Origin of the sequence: Flavobacterium sp. J49, from assembly GCF_011742145.1 — a bacterium.
Lineage (GTDB): Bacteria > Bacteroidota > Bacteroidia > Flavobacteriales > Flavobacteriaceae > Flavobacterium.
Map to the genome: position 1 here is coordinate 1 of NZ_JAAQQU010000098.1, position 16,280 is coordinate 16,280.

The following is a 16,280-nucleotide window of genomic DNA, read 5'->3' on the forward strand; positions in this document are numbered from 1 at the left end:
GGAATGCTATAATTAAAAACCCCTGATGCTGTTGGGGTACCACTTATGGTAATGGTATTATTTGCAAAAGCGGCAGTTACTCCAGCTGGTAATCCGGTAGGGGTTCCTATTCCTGTGGCACCTGTTGTTGTTCTTGTAATTGGAGATAATAAGGTATTAACACATAATGTCGGATTTGAAGATGGCGTCCCTGGTGTGTTTGAAAGACATATTGCAACTGTTTGAGCTACCCATGTCTCAGCTTGTGATGCAGTAGCAGTTCTTGTGCCTGTATTACCTATCGGAGCATGAACATAAGAAGCCATCATGTTTGAAGGAACTCCTCCAGCAGTATTTGGCGCATCATAACGTTCTGTAGTGCCAGAAACCGCAATAGTATAAGTTGCGGGTTTTTTATTACAATAAAATGTTAAGATTAGATTATTAGCAGTGGTAGTAGTAATCGCAGGTGCCACTACACTAGTAGAAGAGCTACTACCTAATGCATCGGCAGAGACTGAGATGATAGGAGATGCTCCGGTTATTCTACTCATTCCAATAGACCACTTCTTCCACCCTAAGCCCCATGTGTATGTGGCAGGCTCTGATGAACCAGCTATTCTAAAATAAGTTGCCATACCCACATTACTGGACTGATTACTTCTCCTAATTAAAGTCCATCCTGCAGGAACAGTTATAGTAGTACCATCACCAGACTCAAACATTACACCAACCACCAATAAATCTCCCGCAACGGTACCACTTGGGACATTTATCGATGCACTAGAGGAACTACCTATGGCAGTAGTGGAAGATTGCCAAACTGGCTGAGAATGCGCAAGTAAACCAATGAACAAAATACAAATAAGGTATTTAATTTTTTTAAGTTTTTGATTTTCCATGATTTTAGTTTTTTTTAAAATAATAGGTTTTAATAGTTAATAATAGATTTGGGATAAGCGTGTTATAAGACAAATGTAAAATGTAATGTAATCCATTTTGTATAAATTAGCCCAATAACATTTTTATTCCGTCGAAAAGTCATAAAAAATCGTTTTACGGTTTTTATAGCAGGCAAAAAATAGACGATAAAATGCAATAAATATCGATTATATGCATTTTTAATCGTTGTAATGATAGTTTTAACATTAAATGTAGTATTTTTATTTCTTCTTTTTCAAAGAAATATATTTACAATTAAAAATCAGATTTTGTTAAAATAAAAGTGATAAAATTCAAGCTCTTATTAGACCATAAAAAAAACCTCCCATTTTCTTGAGAGGTTTTTTATTATAATGATATTTTTTTAAGCTTGACCGGTAGGACCGAAATTGAGAGGAATCGGTGGTTGTTCGGTATCTTTAATTTCACCGTTGGCCAATTCATATCGGTGGATGTTTTCTCCTAATGCCTTCAGAAATCTTTTAGCATGTTGCGGTGTTAACACAATTCTCGATTTTACTTTTGCTTTTGGCACGCCCGGCATAATGGTTACAAAGTCAACTACAAATTCAGAAGCTGAATGGTTGATAATGGCCAAATTAGAATAAATCCCTTCTGCTGTCTTTTCATCCAACTCAATATTGATTTGACCTTGTTGTTGATTATTATCACTCATTTGATATTAAATTTTTGATATTAGATATTAAATTTTGCTACTCATAACAATATTAAAAAGCCACTAATTTAGTATTTAAAGTAGTGGCTTTTGTTTAATTTAACTATTAATATTGCTATTAATAGATGTATTCTTCTTTATTAGCCATGATTTCATTGTAATCGTCTTTCGAACCTACAATGGTGTGATCATAATCTCTCATACCGGTTCCCGCAGGAATTCTGTGACCTACGATAACATTTTCTTTAAGACCTTCTAAAGTATCTACTTTACCAGCAACTGCTGCTTCGTTTAATACCTTGGTAGTCTCTTGGAACGATGCCGCCGAGATGAATGATTTCGTTTGTAACGATGCTCTTGTGATACCTTGAAGTACCGGAGTAGCAGTAGCAGTAATTACATCACGAGCTACAACCTGATTTTTATCATTACGTTTCAATAATGAATTCTCATCTCTTAGTTCACGTGGAGAAACGATTTGACCCGGTTTTAACACCGCAGAGTCTCCTGCATCTTCTACCACTTTCATTCCGTATAATTTATCGTTTTCTTCGATAAAGTCAGCCGTATGAATTAATTGCTCTTCTAAGAATAAGGTATCTCCCGGATCTTGCACTTGTACTTTACGCATCATTTGACGAATAACTACTTCAAAGTGCTTGTCATTGATTTTTACCCCTTGCAAACGGTAAACCTCTTGAATTTCATTCACCAAATACTGTTGAACAGCCGATGGTCCTTGAATTCTTAAGATATCATCCGGTGTAATAGCTCCGTCTGACAATGGCACCCCAGCTTTTACGAAGTCATTTTCTTGAACCAAGATTTGACTTGATAATTTCACTAAGTATTTCTTAACCTCACCAAATTTAGATTCGATAATAATTTCACGGTTACCTCTTTTGATTTTACCAAATGAAACTACACCATCAATTTCAGAAACTACCGCTGGGTTTGAAGGATTACGAGCTTCTAACAACTCGGTAATTCTTGGTAAACCTCCGGTGATATCACCAGCTTTAGAAGAACGACGAGGAATTTTCACCAAGATTTTACCTGCTTTAATTTTCTCTCCGTCTTCAACCATAAGGTGAGCTCCAACCGGTAAATTGTAAGAACGGATTAATTCTCCGTCTTTACCGTAAACCAATAAGGTAGGGATTAATTTTTTATTTCTTCCTTCAGAAATTACTTTTTCCTGGAATCCGGTTTGCTCATCGATTTCAACCTGGAATGATTGTCCTTGTTCTAAATCTTCGTAAGCAATTTTTCCGGTAAACTCAGAAACGATAACTCCGTTATATGGATCCCATTTACAGATAATAGCACCTTTTTCAACGGTATCACCATCTTTAACACTGATTACAGAACCATAAGGAATATTGTGTGTGCTTAATAAGATGCCTGTTTTAACATCAACCAATTTCAATTCAGTTGAACGTGAAACCACAATGTCAACTTTGTTTCCATCAGCATCTTCACCAACCACTGTTTTCAAATCTTCGATTTCCAGTTTTCCTCCAAATCTTGCGATGATGCTTGATTCTTCAGAAACACCTCCTGCAACCCCACCAACGTGGAAGGTACGAAGTGTTAACTGTGTTCCCGGCTCTCCAATCGATTGGGCAGCGATAACTCCGACTGCTTCCCCTTTTTGAGTCATTTTTCCGGTAGCCAAGTTACGTCCGTAACATTTAGCACAAATACCTTTTTTAGCTTCACAAGTTAAAGGCGAACGCACATCAACTTTTTCCAATGGAGATTCTTCAATCGCTTTAACAATGGCTTCGGTAATTTGCTCACCGGAGTGAACTAAAATTTCATTGTTTAATGGATTGATTACATCTTGTAACGCAACACGTCCTAAGATTCTCTCTCCTAATGTTTCAACGATTTCCTCATTTTTCTTTAAAGCCGAAACTTCAATTCCTCTTAAAGTACCACAATCTACAGAGTTTACGATTACGTCTTGAGATACATCATGTAAACGACGAGTCAAGTAACCGGCATCTGCTGTTTTCAAAGCGGTATCCGCCAAACCTTTACGAGCACCGTGAGTAGAGATAAAGTACTCAAGGATCGAAAGACCTTCCTTAAAGTTAGAAAGAATTGGGTTTTCAATAATTTCACCACCACCAGCAGTTGATTTTTTAGGCTTAGCCATCAAACCACGCATACCGGTTAACTGACGAATTTGTTCTTTAGATCCACGAGCTCCGGAATCAAGCATCATATATACCGAGTTGAAACCTTGTTGGTCTTCACGGATATTTTTCATCGCTAATTCCGTCAATTGTGCATTCGCTGAAGTCCAGATATCAATAACTTGGTTGTAACGTTCGTTATTGGTAATAAGACCCATGTTATAGTTGGTAGAAATTACATCTACTTGCTCTCTTGCGTCAGCAATCAATTTATTTTTTTGCTCCGGAATTCTAATATCACCTAATGAGAATGACAAACCACCTTTGAAAGCGAATTTGTATCCCATATCTTTCATGTTATCAAGGAACGCTGCCGTTGTAGGAACATCAGTTACTGCAAGGATTTTTCCAATAATATCACGCAAAGATTTTTTAGTCAATACTTCATTGATATAACCAGCTGCTTGAGGTACTACTTCATTAAATAATACTCTACCGGCAGTAGTTTGGATAATTTTATAAACTAATTCTCCGTTTTCATTAAAGTCTTTCGCTCTGATTTTCACTCTAGCATTCAACTCCACTCTTCCTTCATTCAAAGCGATGTTACACTCTTCGGCAGAATAGAAAGTCAAATCTTGACCTAAAATAGTCATTTCCGGAGTAGACAATCTTTCTTTGGTCATATAATAAAGACCTAAAACCATGTCTTGAGATGGAACCGTAATCGGAGCACCATTCGCAGGATTCAAGATATTGTGAGAAGCCAACATTAACAATTGGGCTTCCAAAATAGCTTCCGGACCTAACGGTAAGTGAACCGCCATCTGGTCACCATCAAAATCCGCGTTGAACGCCGTACATACTAACGGGTGTAACTGGATTGCTTTTCCTTCAATTAATTTAGGTTGGAAAGCTTGAATACCCAAACGGTGTAACGTAGGAGCACGGTTTAGTAATACCGGGTGACCTTTGATTACGTTTTCAAGGATATCCCATACTACCGGCTCTTTTTTGTCGATTATTTTCTTAGCCGACTTCACCGTTTTAACAATTCCTCTTTCGATTAACTTACGAATAACGAATGGTTTGTATAGTTCAGCCGCCATATCTTTTGGCAAACCACATTCGAACAATTTCATTTCCGGTCCAACAACAATTACCGAACGAGCAGAATAATCCACACGTTTTCCTAATAAGTTTTGACGGAAACGCCCTTGTTTACCTTTCAATGAATCAGAAAGTGATTTTAATGGCCTGTTTGATTCTGTTTTTACTGCAGAAGCTTTACGTGTGTTGTCAAATAATGAATCTACTGATTCTTGCAACATACGTTTTTCGTTTCTTAAGATTACTTCCGGAGCTTTGATCTCCATCAATCTTTTCAAACGGTTGTTACGGATGATTACTCTTCTGTACAAATCGTTCAAATCGGAAGTAGCAAAACGACCTCCATCAAGTGGCACCAACGGACGCAATTCTGGCGGTATCACCGGAATTACTTTTAAAATCATCCATTCCGGACGGTTTTCTCTGTTTAGGTTTGACTCACGGAAAGACTCAACTACTTGTAATCTTTTTAACGCTTCCGTTTTTCTTTGTTTAGACGTTTCGTTATTAGCCGCGTGACGTAAGCTGTAAGACAACTCATTTAAGTCGGTGCGTGCCAATAAATCCATGATACATTCAGCACCCATTTTGGCGATGAATTTATTAGGATCGTTGTCATCTAAATATTGGTTTTCCATTGGAAGCGTATCTAAAATGTTCAGATATTCTTCTTCGGTCAAAAAGTCTAATCTTTGTAATGATTCACCATCGGCATTTTGAGCAATACCGGCTTGGATTACTACGTATCTTTCGTAGTAAATAATCATGTCTAATTTCTTAGATGGTAATCCAAGGATATAGCCAATTTTGTTTGGTAACGAGCGGAAGTACCAGATGTGAGCAATTGGCACTACTAAATTGATGTGTCCTACTCTGTCTCTACGTACTTTTTTCTCGGTAACTTCTACACCACAACGGTCACAAACGATTCCTTTATAACGGATTCTTTTGTATTTACCACAGGCACATTCGAAATCCTTTACAGGTCCGAAGATACGCTCACAGAAAAGACCGTCACGTTCCGGTTTGTGGGTTCTATAGTTGATAGTTTCCGGCTTCAAAACCTCACCTCTTGACTCAGCCAAGATAGATTCCGGAGAAGCTAGTCCTATCGAAATTCTGTCAAATCTTTTGATAGTATTTTTAGTATCTTTATTTCTATTCATCATAGTCGTAACATTTAAAGTGTTCAGTATTCAGTGTTCAGTGTTCAGATAGTGTATCCGAACACTGCCACTGCCAACTATTTTTATTCTTCTAATCTGATGTCTAATCCAAGACCTTTCAATTCATGCATTAATACATTGAATGATTCTGGTAGTCCCGGCTCCGGCATAGTTTCTCCCTTAACGATGGCTTCGTAAGTTTTAGCTCTACCGATTACGTCATCCGATTTAACAGTCAAAATTTCTCTAAGCGTGCTTGAGGCTCCATAAGCTTCAAGTGCCCAAACCTCCATTTCTCCGAAACGCTGACCTCCAAACTGGGCTTTACCACCCAATGGTTGTTGCGTAATCAACGAGTATGGACCTATAGAACGTGCGTGCATTTTATCGTCAACCATATGACCTAGTTTCAACATATAGATAACTCCAACTGTTGCTGCCTGGTGGAAACGCTCTCCAGTTCCTCCGTCATACAAATAAGTATGACCGAATCTTGGGATACCTGCTTCGTCAGTCAATTCATTGATTTGGTCTAATGTTGCTCCGTCAAAAATTGGTGTAGCAAATTTTCTACCCAAGTTCATTCCGGCCCAACCCAATACCGTTTCATAAATCTGACCAATGTTCATACGAGAAGGTACACCTAGTGGATTCAATACGATATCTACCGGAGTTCCGTCTTCTAAGAACGGCATGTCTTCATGACGAACGATACGAGCCACAATACCTTTGTTTCCGTGACGTCCTGCCATTTTATCACCCACTTTCAATTTACGTTTCTTAGCGATATATACTTTCGCCAATTTCAAGATACCGGCTGGTAATTCGTCTCCAACAGTAATGGTAAATTTCTCTCTTCTTAAGGCACCTTGTAAATCGTTTAATTTGATTTTGTAGTTGTGGATTAAGTCGTTAACCAAATGGTTAGTTTCTTCATCGGCAACCCATTGGCCTTTAGTCAAGTGAGCGAAATCTTCAACGGCATGTAACATTTTCTGAGTGTATTTTTTACCTTTTGGCAAAACTTCTTCTCCTAAATCGTTCATCACACCTTGCGATGTTTTTCCGTTTACAATGTTGAATAATTTATCTACCAATTTGTCTTTCAATTCCACAAATTTGGTTTCGAATTCCATTTCCAAAGACGTCAAATCGTCTTTATCTTTGGTACGTTTCTTTTTATCTTTTACCGCTCTCGCGAATAATTTTTTATCTAAAACCACACCGTGTAATGATGGAGAAGCTTTTAACGAAGCATCTTTTACATCTCCTGCTTTGTCCCCGAAGATGGCACGAAGCAATTTCTCTTCCGGTGTAGGATCTGATTCCCCTTTTGGTGTAATTTTTCCGATTAGAATGTCACCAGGTTTTACCTCTGCTCCGATTCTGATCATTCCGTTTTCATCCAAGTCTTTGGTAGCTTCTTCAGAAACGTTAGGAATGTCATTAGTTAACTCTTCGTTTCCTAATTTCGTATCTCTAACTTCCAATGAATAATCATCCACGTGGATAGAGGTGAAGATATCGTCACGAACTACTTTTTCAGAGATTACAATCGCATCCTCGAAATTGTATCCTTTCCATGGCATAAATGCTACTTTAAGGTTTCTTCCTAATGCTAATTCTCCGTTTTGTGTCGCGTATCCTTCACATAGCACTTGTCCTAATTTCACTCTGTCACCTTTTCTTACGATTGGTTTCAAGTTGATAGACGTACTTTGATTCGTTTTTCTGAATTTGATCAAGTTATACGATTTCTCATCCGGGTCAAAACTTACCATTCTTTCCTCTTCTGTTCTGTCGTATTTGATAGTAATCATGTTGGCATCAACGTACTCAACAGTACCGTTTCCTTCCGCATTGATTAATACTCTTGAGTCAGACGCCACTTGACGCTCTAAACCTGTTCCTACGATTGGTGCTTCAGGACGTAACAATGGTACAGCCTGACGCATCATGTTGGAGCCCATCAACGCACGGTTCGCATCATCATGCTCCAAGAAAGGAATCAATGAAGCTGAAATCGAGGCGATTTGGTTAGGCGCAACGTCAGTATAATGGATTTCGTTTGGATCAACTACCGGGAAATCACCTTCTTCACGGGCAATAACTTTATCGGCAGTAATTTTTCCTTTGGCATCCATTTCGATGTTAGCCTGAGCAATCATTTTACCTTCTTCTTCTTCTGCGCTTAAGTAAATTGGTTCAGAAGTTAAATCAACTGTTCCGTTAGTTACTTTACGGTAAGGTGTTTCGATGAATCCCATTCCGTTTACTTTCGCATAAACACCTAATGATGAAATCAAACCGATGTTTGGTCCCTCAGGCGTTTCAATCGGACACAATCTTCCGTAGTGCGTATAGTGAACGTCACGTACCTCGAAACCGGCTCTTTCTCTCGAAAGTCCACCTGGTCCAAGGGCAGATAATCTTCTTTTGTGTGTAATCTCAGCCAATGGATTCGTTTGGTCCATGAATTGAGATAACTGGTTTGTACCAAAGAAAGAGTTGATTACCGATGACAATGTTTTAGCATTGATCAAATCGATTGGTGTAAACACCTCGTTATCTCTAACGTTCATTCTCTCGCGGATGGTACGTGCCATACGGGCTAAACCTACCCCAAATTGTTGAGACAATTGCTCACCAACTGTACGTACACGACGGTTTGATAAGTGATCAATATCATCAATCTCTGCTTTAGAGTTGATTAACTCGATCAAATATTTCACGATAGTGATGATATCTTCTTTGGTCAAGACTTGCTTTTCCATTGGGATATCAAGGTTCAATTTTTTGTTCATTCTGTAACGACCCACTTCACCTAAGTTATAACGTTGGTCAGAGAAGAATAATTTATCGATGATGCCACGAGCAGTTTCTTCATCAGGCGGTTCTGCATTACGCAACTGACGGTAAATGTGCTCAACAGCTTCTTTTTCTGAGTTTGTTGGGTCTTTTTGTAACGTATTGTGGATGATGGCATAATCTCCTTGATTGGCATCTTCCTTGTGTAACAAAATAGATTTTACGTTAGAATCGATGATTTCTTCCACATTATCTTTGTCGATAATGGTATCACGATCCAAGATAATTTCGTTACGTTCGATAGATACTACTTCACCAGTATCCTCGTCAACGAAATCTTCATGCCAAGTATTCAATACTCTCGCGGCAAGTCTTCTTCCTACGTATTTCTTAAGACCGGTTTTTGAAACTTTGATTTCTTCTGCAAGGTCAAATATTTCAAGGATGTCCTTATCTCTTTCGAATCCGATAGCACGGAAAAGAGTAGTCACCGGTAATTTTTTCTTTCTATCGATATAAGCATACATTACGCTATTGATATCGGTAGCAAATTCAATCCACGAACCTTTGAAAGGAATAACTCTAGCAGAATACAACTTGGTACCATTAGCATGGAAAGACTGACCAAAGAAAACACCAGGTGAACGGTGTAACTGAGAAACTACCACGCGTTCAGCACCATTGATAACGAAAGTTCCGCTTGGTGTCATGTATGGAATTGTTCCGAGATAAACATCTTGAACAATTGTTTCAAAGTCTTCGTGTTCCGGATCAGTACAGTAAAGTTTTAGTCTGGCTTTTAAAGGCACACTATATGTTAAACCTCTTTCGATACACTCTTGAATGGTGTAACGCGGTGGGTCAACAAAATAATCTAGGAACTCCAATACAAATTGGTTTCTTGTATCAGTAATTGGAAAGTTTTCCATGAAGGTGTTGTACAACCCTTCGTTGCCTCTTTCGTCAGATTTGGTTTCCAATTGGAAAAAATCTTTAAAAGATTTTACCTGAACATCCAGGAAATCCGGATATTGAGGTATGTTTTTAGTAGAGGCAAAATTCAATCTTTCAGTCTGATTTGTTATCATCAATGGACAAAATTTTGATTTAAAAAAAGTAATTTGTTGTGTGTAAAAACACTGTTTAATCTATACTTTCCTTTTGATAACCAATACCTCTTTAAAAATGAACCAGGAAAATTAGTTCGTTTTTTTCTTCGTATTGATTAAAAGCTTTTTCGTATTTTAAACTTATTGTGATAATAAAACTGGATATAATTTTATTATACGAAAAATGGTTTAGGCCCTTGGACGCTTCGTCCAAGGCCTAAACCTAGTTCTAAAACCGGTGTTGGATTATTTTAACTCAACAACAGCTCCAGCTTCTTCTAAAGATTTTTTCAAACCTTCAGCTTCTGCTTTAGAAACTCCTTCTTTGATGTTTGCAGGAGCACCATCAACGATGTCTTTTGCTTCTTTAAGACCTAAACCTGTTAATTCTTTAACAGCTTTTACTACTGCTAATTTAGAAGCACCAGCATCTTTCAATACTACTGTGAATTCTGTTTGCTCTTCAGCAGCTCCGGCATCACCACCACCAGCAGCAACTACTACTGCTGCAGCAGCTGGCTCGATACCATACTCATCTTTTAATATTGTAGCTAAATCGTTAACTTCTTTTACTGTTAGGTTAACTAATTGTTCTGCGAATTGTTTCAAATCTGCCATTTTTTCTATCGTTTAAAATGTTCTTTAATTATTATTTTTTTAGTCTGCTCTAATTATTCTGCTGCTTCGCCTTTTTGTTCAGCATTGTTCAATAACGCTGAAATAATACGTTGCGCAGGAGATTGAAGTAATCCGATGATTTCTCCAATAACTTCTTCTTTAGATTTAAGTGATGCTAAGCTGTCTAACAAGTTATCTCCAATGTAGATTTCTTGGTTAATGTAAGCACCTTTGAAAACAGGTTTGTCTGATTTCTTTCTAAAATCTTTAATGATTTTTGCCGGAGCATTAGCGATATCTGCAATAAAAATGGAAGAGTTTCCTTTTAATACAGAAGCTAAATCACCGTAATCATTTGCGGAAGCTTCCATTGCTTTTTCAAGCAAAGTGTTTTTTACTACTTCTAATTTGATACCTGCTTTGAAACAAGCTCTTCTTAAGTTTGAAGTAGTTTCTGCATCTAACCCAGAGGTGTCAGCAATATATACAATATTACTTTCAGCCAACTTTGCAGTTAAATCTTCTATCGCGATTGATTTTTCTTCTCTTGTCATAATAAAATTTGTTTAACTACCAATTATACAGCTTTAGGATCTAAAGCGATAGCAGGACTCATAGTACTTGACAAGTGGATTGACTTGATGTAAGTACCTTTTGCTGCAGTTGGTTTTAATTTAAGTAATGTTTGAATGATCTCGTGAGCGTTGTCTACAATCTTATCCGCTTCGAAAGAAATTCTTCCGATACCGGCGTGAACGATTCCAGTTTTATCTACTTTAAAGTCGATTTTACCCGCTTTTACTTCAGCAACAGCTTTACCAATTTCCATAGTAACTGTTCCAGTTTTTGGGTTTGGCATTAAACCTCTTGGACCTAATACACGTCCTAACGGACCTAATTTACCCATGATAGCAGGCATAGTGATGATAACATCAACATCTGTCCAACCATCTTTAATTTTTTGAAGGTAATCGTCTAAACCTACGTAATCAGCACCAGCAGCTTTTGCTTCAGCTTCTTTATCCGGGGTTACTAAAGCCAATACTTTAGTATCTTTACCGGTTCCGTGAGGTAGTGTTACAACACCTCTTACCATTTGATTTGCTTTTCTTGGATCTACTCCTAAACGAACAGCAATGTCTACAGACTCATCAAATTTTGCAGAAGCAACATTCTTCAATAAAGACGAAGCGTCTTTTAATGAATACAATTTGTTTTTCTCAATTTTTGAAGCAGCCTCTTTTTGTTTTTTTGTCAATTTTGCCATGTCTTACGCTTGTTTTAGCGGAGAATCTCCAGTTACAGTTAATCCCATTGATCTAGCTGTTCCAGCAACCATGCTCATAGCAGATTCGATAGTGAATGCATTTAAATCAGGCATCTTGTCTTCGGCAATCGTTTTGATTTGGTCCCAGCTTACGCTACCCACTTTACGACGATTAGGCTCTCCAGAACCAGATTTTAATTTAGCAGCATCCAATAATTGAATTGCAGCAGGTGGAGTTTTCACGACAAAATCAAACGATTTGTCTTTGTACACGGTAATTTGTACCGGTAACACTTTGCCGGGTTGATCTTGGGTTCTGGCATTGAACTGCTTACAGAACTCCATGATGTTAACTCCAGCAGCTCCCAAAGCAGGTCCAACCGGTGGCGACGGGTTCGCAGCACCTCCCTTAACTTGTAGTTTAACTACTTTACTAATTTCTTTAGCCATTTCTTAAAAATTTTACATCTCTCAATTGGAAGCGATTGATGCGGTTATAATATATATGTAACAAAAATTATACTTTTTCAACTTGCATAAAGCTTAATTCCAATGGTGTTTTTCTTCCGAAAATTTTCACCATCACTTCCAGCTTACGCTTTTCTTCATTGATTTTGTCAATAGTTCCGTTGAACCCATTAAAAGGACCATCAATAACCTTAATTGTTTCTCCTATATTGAAAGGAATGTTTTGGGTATCAGTGTTAACTGCCAACTCATCCACTTTTCCGAGCATTCTGTTTACTTCAGACAATCTTAACGGCACAGGATCTCCACCTTTAACTTCACCCAAGAAACCAATTACTCCTGTAATCGATTTAATGATGTGTGGAATTTCACCAACCAAATTAGCTTCAATCATGACATAACCAGGAAAATATACTTTATCCTTAGCTATTTTTTTTCCGTCTCTTACTTGAACCACTTTTTCCGTTGGAACCAGTACTTGAGAGATATAATCTGCCATGCCCAGTCTGTTGATTTCGGTTTCGATATAAGCTTTCACTTTATTTTCTTGCCCGCTAACAGCCCTAACGACATACCATTTTTTTACATTAATATCAGCCATTTCAGAATTATTAAGGTTTTAACCAATTAAAGAAACCGGCAATAACTTTTGCACAAGCTTCATCAACACCCCAAGTTGCCAAAGCAAAAACAATTGAAAATACAGCCACTATGATAGTGAACTTTTGAACCTCAGCCCATTCCGGCCAAGTAACATTTGTTTTCAACTCTTCAAATGCTTCTGATATATAGTTAACAATTTTTGTCATTGTAAATTATTTTTTTTGCACGGGCGGAGGGATTCGAACCCCCATCAACGGTTTTGGAGACCGCTATTCTACCCTTGAACTACGCCCGTTTCATTAAAAACCAGCAGAGCAACCAAAAGGCTCTCTGCTGGTAATATATTTAATCAGATAATTAGTCTAAAATTTCAGTAACCTGTCCGGCACCAACTGTTCTACCACCTTCACGGATAGCGAAACGTAAACCTACGTTTAATGCAATTGGACTTAATAAGTTAACTTCGATAGTCAAGTTATCACCTGGCATTACCATCTCTACACCAGCTGGTAAAGAAATAACTCCTGTTACGTCAGTTGTACGTACGTAGAACTGTGGACGGTAGTTATTATGGAATGGCGTGTGACGACCACCTTCTTCTTTTTTCAAGATATAAACCTCAGCTTTAAATTTAGCGTGTGGTTTTACTGAACCTGGTTTACAGATAACCATACCTCTTTTGATATCAGCTTTATCGATACCTCTTAAAAGTAATCCAACGTTATCTCCAGCTTCCCCTCTGTCAAGGATTTTACGGAACATCTCAACTCCAGTAATTGTAGAAGTCAATTTATCAGCTCCCATACCAATGATTTCAACTGGATCTCCAGTATTAGCAACTCCAGTTTCGATACGACCTGTAGCAACAGTTCCACGACCTGTAATTGTAAATACGTCTTCAACCGGCATCAAGAATGGTTTAGCAACGTCACGTACCGGCTCTTCAATCCAGTTGTCAACAGCTTCCATCAATTCGATGATTTTTGGTACCCAAGCAGGATCATTATTCAATCCTCCTAGAGCTGAACCTTGAACTACAGGACCATTATCTCCATCATATTCGTAGAAAGACAATAAGTCTCTGATTTCCATTTCTACTAATTCTAATAATTCCGCATCATCAACCATATCCACTTTGTTCATGAATACAACGATTCTTGGAATACCAACCTGACGACCTAAAAGGATGTGCTCACGTGTTTGTGGCATTGGTCCGTCTGTTGCAGCAACTACTAAAATAGCACCGTCCATTTGAGCAGCACCAGTAACCATGTTTTTCACGTAATCCGCGTGACCTGGACAGTCAACGTGTGCGTAGTGACGGTTAGCAGTTTCGTACTCAACGTGTGAAGTATTAATAGTAATACCTCTTTCTTTTTCTTCCGGAGCGTTATCAATTTGATCAAATGATTTCGCTTGACAGTAACCTGCATCAGACAATACTTTTGTGATCGCTGCAGTTAAAGTTGTTTTTCCGTGGTCAACGTGCCCAATTGTTCCAATGTTTAAGTGGGGCTTGTTACGGTTAAAATTTTCTTTTGCCATTTTACTTAATTTTTAATCTTAGTTTATATATTAGTGTTCAAATTTTACAATTTTGAGCCAACTACGGGAATTGAACCCGTGACCTCTTCCTTACCAAGGAAGCACTCTACCCCTGAGCTAAGTCGGCTTTTGCCTAGTCCAGAAGTTAGACCTTAGAATTCAGAAAACCCAAATTCACATTTCTAAATTCCAATTAGTTTGGATTATCAACTTTCAGTTGATGATCCTGATAAGGCGTTGCCTTATCCAAGCTTTAAATCTGAATTTACTCGAAAGTAAACTTTAGGATAAATCCCTATTTAAATCTTGTGGGGAGAGCAGGATTCGAACCTGCGAAGATGTAATCAGCGGATTTACAGTCCGCCCTCGTTGGCCGCTTGAGTATCTCCCCAACTTTTCTTATGTATGCCTAAAATTGAGCCGGCGGAGGGACTCGAACCCACGACCTGCTGATTACAAATCAGCTGCTCTAGCCAACTGAGCTACGCTGGCATTAACAATAAAAAAAGTCCGCTATTTCTAACGGACTGCAAATGTATGGATTTTATCTTTTAATCAAAACATTTTTAGAAAAAAATTTATCTTATATATGCGTTCTGATTTTTTCCTTTCTTTTTACCAATAATCTTTCTAAAGATTCTGATGATAACTCCACTGCTTCCTCAAATGTTTTACATTGTTTCTTTACCATAAAATCATCACCAGGAACGTGAATTTTTACTTCTACCATTTTATTTTCTTTCTCACTAGTGTTATCAACCTTTAAAAAAACATCTGACGAAACCACTTTGTCGTAGAATTTTTCAAGTTTACCTAATCTTTCATTGATGAAATCAACCAGCTTTCTGTCGACAGTGAAATTTACTGCATGAACATTTACCTTCATAATTAAATTTTTTTTGATTAAACATTGTAGAACTATTTTTTGTTTCTCGGATGAGCACTACCGTAAACTTTTTTTAGTTCCGCTAAACTGCTGTGAGTGTAGACTTGGGTAGAGGCCAAACTTGAATGTCCTAATAATTCTTTAACCGAATTAATATCTGCCCCATTGTTTAGAAGATGAGTCGCGAATGTGTGTCTTAATATATGCGGACTTTTTTTAACCTTCTCTGAGACATTACTAAAGTAATAATTAATTAGACGATAAACAAACGAATCGTTCAATTTAACGCCTTTTAACAATAGAAAAAAATACTCTTCATCTACAATCCTTTGTAAACGTGACCTTTCTGAAATATATAATTTTATTTGACTTTCAACAATAGGCAAAATCGGTATAATCCTTTCCTTATTTCTTTTCCCTAAAACCTTAATGGTGCCGGCTGACAAATCAATGTTTTGCAGTTTCAAATTAATTAACTCCGTTCTACGAATGCCGGTGGTGTAAAACAAATCAACTATAAGCTTATCTCGAATACCGTCAAAATCATCGGTGTAAGTGATTTGATTCAAAACCAAATCCAACTCTTTTTCAGAAAAGGGAATTTGTAATTTCTTGGGAGCTTTTAAAGCTTTGTGCTTCAAAAGCGGACTCATTTCGATTTGTTTCGTTTTGAGCAAAAACTTGTAAAAAGACTTTAAGGAAGAAATTTTTCGGTTGATGGAGGAATTGGAAATCCCGTCATCAGAAAGCGAAACTATCCATGCGCGGATTTGACTGTAATTTACCCTGATTAAATTATCATCATCAAAAGTATCGGATAAAAACGATTCAAAAAAACCAATGTCATTAATATAAGCAGTCACTGTATGCAAAGAATATTTTTTCTCCAACAACAGATAATCCTGAAACTTATTTTTAAAATTTTCCATAAAAAAACCGCCGACTTCAAAGTTAGGAAA

At 37.6% G+C, this 16,280-nt stretch carries 13 protein-coding genes and 4 tRNA genes; all 17 read right to left on the bottom strand.

The features are described 5' to 3' along the window. The coding region (locus HA632_RS03100) for a hypothetical protein (RefSeq protein ID WP_217902821.1) at nt 1–881 on the bottom strand (881 nt) is incomplete at its 3' end. A gap of 404 nt (nt 882–1,285) precedes the next feature. Then, nucleotides 1,286–1,597, bottom strand: coding sequence for a DUF3467 domain-containing protein (locus HA632_RS03105; RefSeq protein WP_176305759.1), 312 nt, complete (start codon nt 1,595–1,597; stop codon nt 1,286–1,288). Between the two features lie 118 nt (nt 1,598–1,715). Then, on the bottom strand, nt 1,716–6,020 hold the full coding sequence (gene rpoC, locus HA632_RS03110) for a DNA-directed RNA polymerase subunit beta' (RefSeq protein WP_176305760.1): 4,305 nt from the start codon (nt 6,018–6,020) through the stop codon (nt 1,716–1,718). A gap of 80 nt (nt 6,021–6,100) precedes the next feature. Then, on the bottom strand, nt 6,101–9,913 hold the full coding sequence (gene rpoB, locus HA632_RS03115; RefSeq protein WP_176305761.1) for a DNA-directed RNA polymerase subunit beta: 3,813 nt from the start codon (nt 9,911–9,913) through the stop codon (nt 6,101–6,103). A gap of 267 nt (nt 9,914–10,180) precedes the next feature. Further along, on the bottom strand, nt 10,181–10,552 hold the full coding sequence (gene rplL, locus HA632_RS03120) for a 50S ribosomal protein L7/L12 (RefSeq protein ID WP_171222213.1): 372 nt from the start codon (nt 10,550–10,552) through the stop codon (nt 10,181–10,183). Nucleotides 10,553–10,605: 53 nt separating this feature from the next. After that, nucleotides 10,606–11,106 (bottom strand): 50S ribosomal protein L10, encoded by a 501-nt coding sequence (rplJ, locus tag HA632_RS03125; RefSeq protein WP_171222212.1) that lies wholly within the window; start codon nt 11,104–11,106, stop codon nt 10,606–10,608. Between the two features lie 23 nt (nt 11,107–11,129). Beyond that, nucleotides 11,130–11,819, bottom strand: coding sequence for a 50S ribosomal protein L1 (gene rplA, locus HA632_RS03130; RefSeq protein ID WP_176305762.1), 690 nt, complete (start codon nt 11,817–11,819; stop codon nt 11,130–11,132). Nucleotides 11,820–11,822: 3 nt separating this feature from the next. Further along, entirely contained in the window at nt 11,823–12,269 is a 447-nt protein-coding gene (rplK, locus tag HA632_RS03135; RefSeq protein ID WP_171222210.1) for a 50S ribosomal protein L11, read from the bottom strand. Between the two features lie 67 nt (nt 12,270–12,336). Then, nucleotides 12,337–12,888, bottom strand: coding sequence for a transcription termination/antitermination protein NusG (gene nusG / locus HA632_RS03140; protein WP_176305763.1), 552 nt, complete (start codon nt 12,886–12,888; stop codon nt 12,337–12,339). A 10-nt stretch (nt 12,889–12,898) separates the two neighbouring features. Next, the gene (gene secE / locus HA632_RS03145; protein WP_176305764.1) at nt 12,899–13,096 is read right to left on the bottom strand and encodes a preprotein translocase subunit SecE; all 198 of its coding nucleotides are present in this window, start codon (nt 13,094–13,096) and stop codon (nt 12,899–12,901) included. Between the two features lie 18 nt (nt 13,097–13,114). After that, nucleotides 13,115–13,185 (bottom strand) — tRNA-Trp (locus HA632_RS03150). Between the two features lie 62 nt (nt 13,186–13,247). Then, nucleotides 13,248–14,435 carry an elongation factor Tu gene (tuf, locus tag HA632_RS03155; RefSeq protein WP_176305765.1) on the bottom strand — a complete coding sequence of 396 codons (1,188 nt, stop codon included), beginning with the start codon at nt 14,433–14,435 and terminating at the stop codon, nt 13,248–13,250. 55 nt (nt 14,436–14,490) lie between these two features. Continuing rightward, nucleotides 14,491–14,562: transfer RNA gene (locus HA632_RS03160), tRNA-Thr, on the bottom strand. A 182-nt stretch (nt 14,563–14,744) separates the two neighbouring features. Continuing rightward, nucleotides 14,745–14,826, bottom strand: a tRNA-Tyr gene (locus tag HA632_RS03165). Nucleotides 14,827–14,853: 27 nt separating this feature from the next. After that, a tRNA-Thr gene (locus HA632_RS03170) sits at nt 14,854–14,927 on the bottom strand. Between the two features lie 91 nt (nt 14,928–15,018). Further along, nucleotides 15,019–15,321, bottom strand: coding sequence for a ribosome-associated translation inhibitor RaiA (raiA, locus tag HA632_RS03175; RefSeq protein WP_176305766.1), 303 nt, complete (start codon nt 15,319–15,321; stop codon nt 15,019–15,021). 32 nt (nt 15,322–15,353) lie between these two features. Further along, nucleotides 15,354–16,250, bottom strand: coding sequence for a tyrosine-type recombinase/integrase (locus HA632_RS03180; protein ID WP_176305767.1), 897 nt, complete (start codon nt 16,248–16,250; stop codon nt 15,354–15,356). Nucleotides 16,251–16,280: the final 30 nt, after the last annotated feature.

What these genes read in the sequence shown, in the direction of transcription:
- HA632_RS03105 (WP_176305759.1), bottom strand. Translation starts at nt 1,597, where the DNA reads ATGAGTGATAATAATCAACAACAAGGTCAAATCAATATTGAGTTGGAT.
- rpoC (WP_176305760.1), bottom strand. Translation starts at nt 6,020, where the DNA reads ATGATGAATAGAAATAAAGATACTAAAAATACTATCAAAAGATTTGAC.
- rpoB (WP_176305761.1), bottom strand. Translation starts at nt 9,913, where the DNA reads ATGATAACAAATCAGACTGAAAGATTGAATTTTGCCTCTACTAAAAAC.
- rplL (WP_171222213.1), bottom strand. Translation starts at nt 10,552, where the DNA reads ATGGCAGATTTGAAACAATTCGCAGAACAATTAGTTAACCTAACAGTA.
- rplJ (WP_171222212.1), bottom strand. Translation starts at nt 11,106, where the DNA reads ATGACAAGAGAAGAAAAATCAATCGCGATAGAAGATTTAACTGCAAAG.
- rplA (WP_176305762.1), bottom strand. Translation starts at nt 11,819, where the DNA reads ATGGCAAAATTGACAAAAAAACAAAAAGAGGCTGCTTCAAAAATTGAG.
- rplK (WP_171222210.1), bottom strand. Translation starts at nt 12,269, where the DNA reads ATGGCTAAAGAAATTAGTAAAGTAGTTAAACTACAAGTTAAGGGAGGT.
- nusG (WP_176305763.1), bottom strand. Translation starts at nt 12,888, where the DNA reads ATGGCTGATATTAATGTAAAAAAATGGTATGTCGTTAGGGCTGTTAGC.
- secE (WP_176305764.1), bottom strand. Translation starts at nt 13,096, where the DNA reads ATGACAAAAATTGTTAACTATATATCAGAAGCATTTGAAGAGTTGAAA.
- tuf (WP_176305765.1), bottom strand. Translation starts at nt 14,435, where the DNA reads ATGGCAAAAGAAAATTTTAACCGTAACAAGCCCCACTTAAACATTGGA.
- raiA (WP_176305766.1), bottom strand. Translation starts at nt 15,321, where the DNA reads ATGAAGGTAAATGTTCATGCAGTAAATTTCACTGTCGACAGAAAGCTG.
- HA632_RS03180 (WP_176305767.1), bottom strand. Translation starts at nt 16,250, where the DNA reads ATGGAAAATTTTAAAAATAAGTTTCAGGATTATCTGTTGTTGGAGAAA.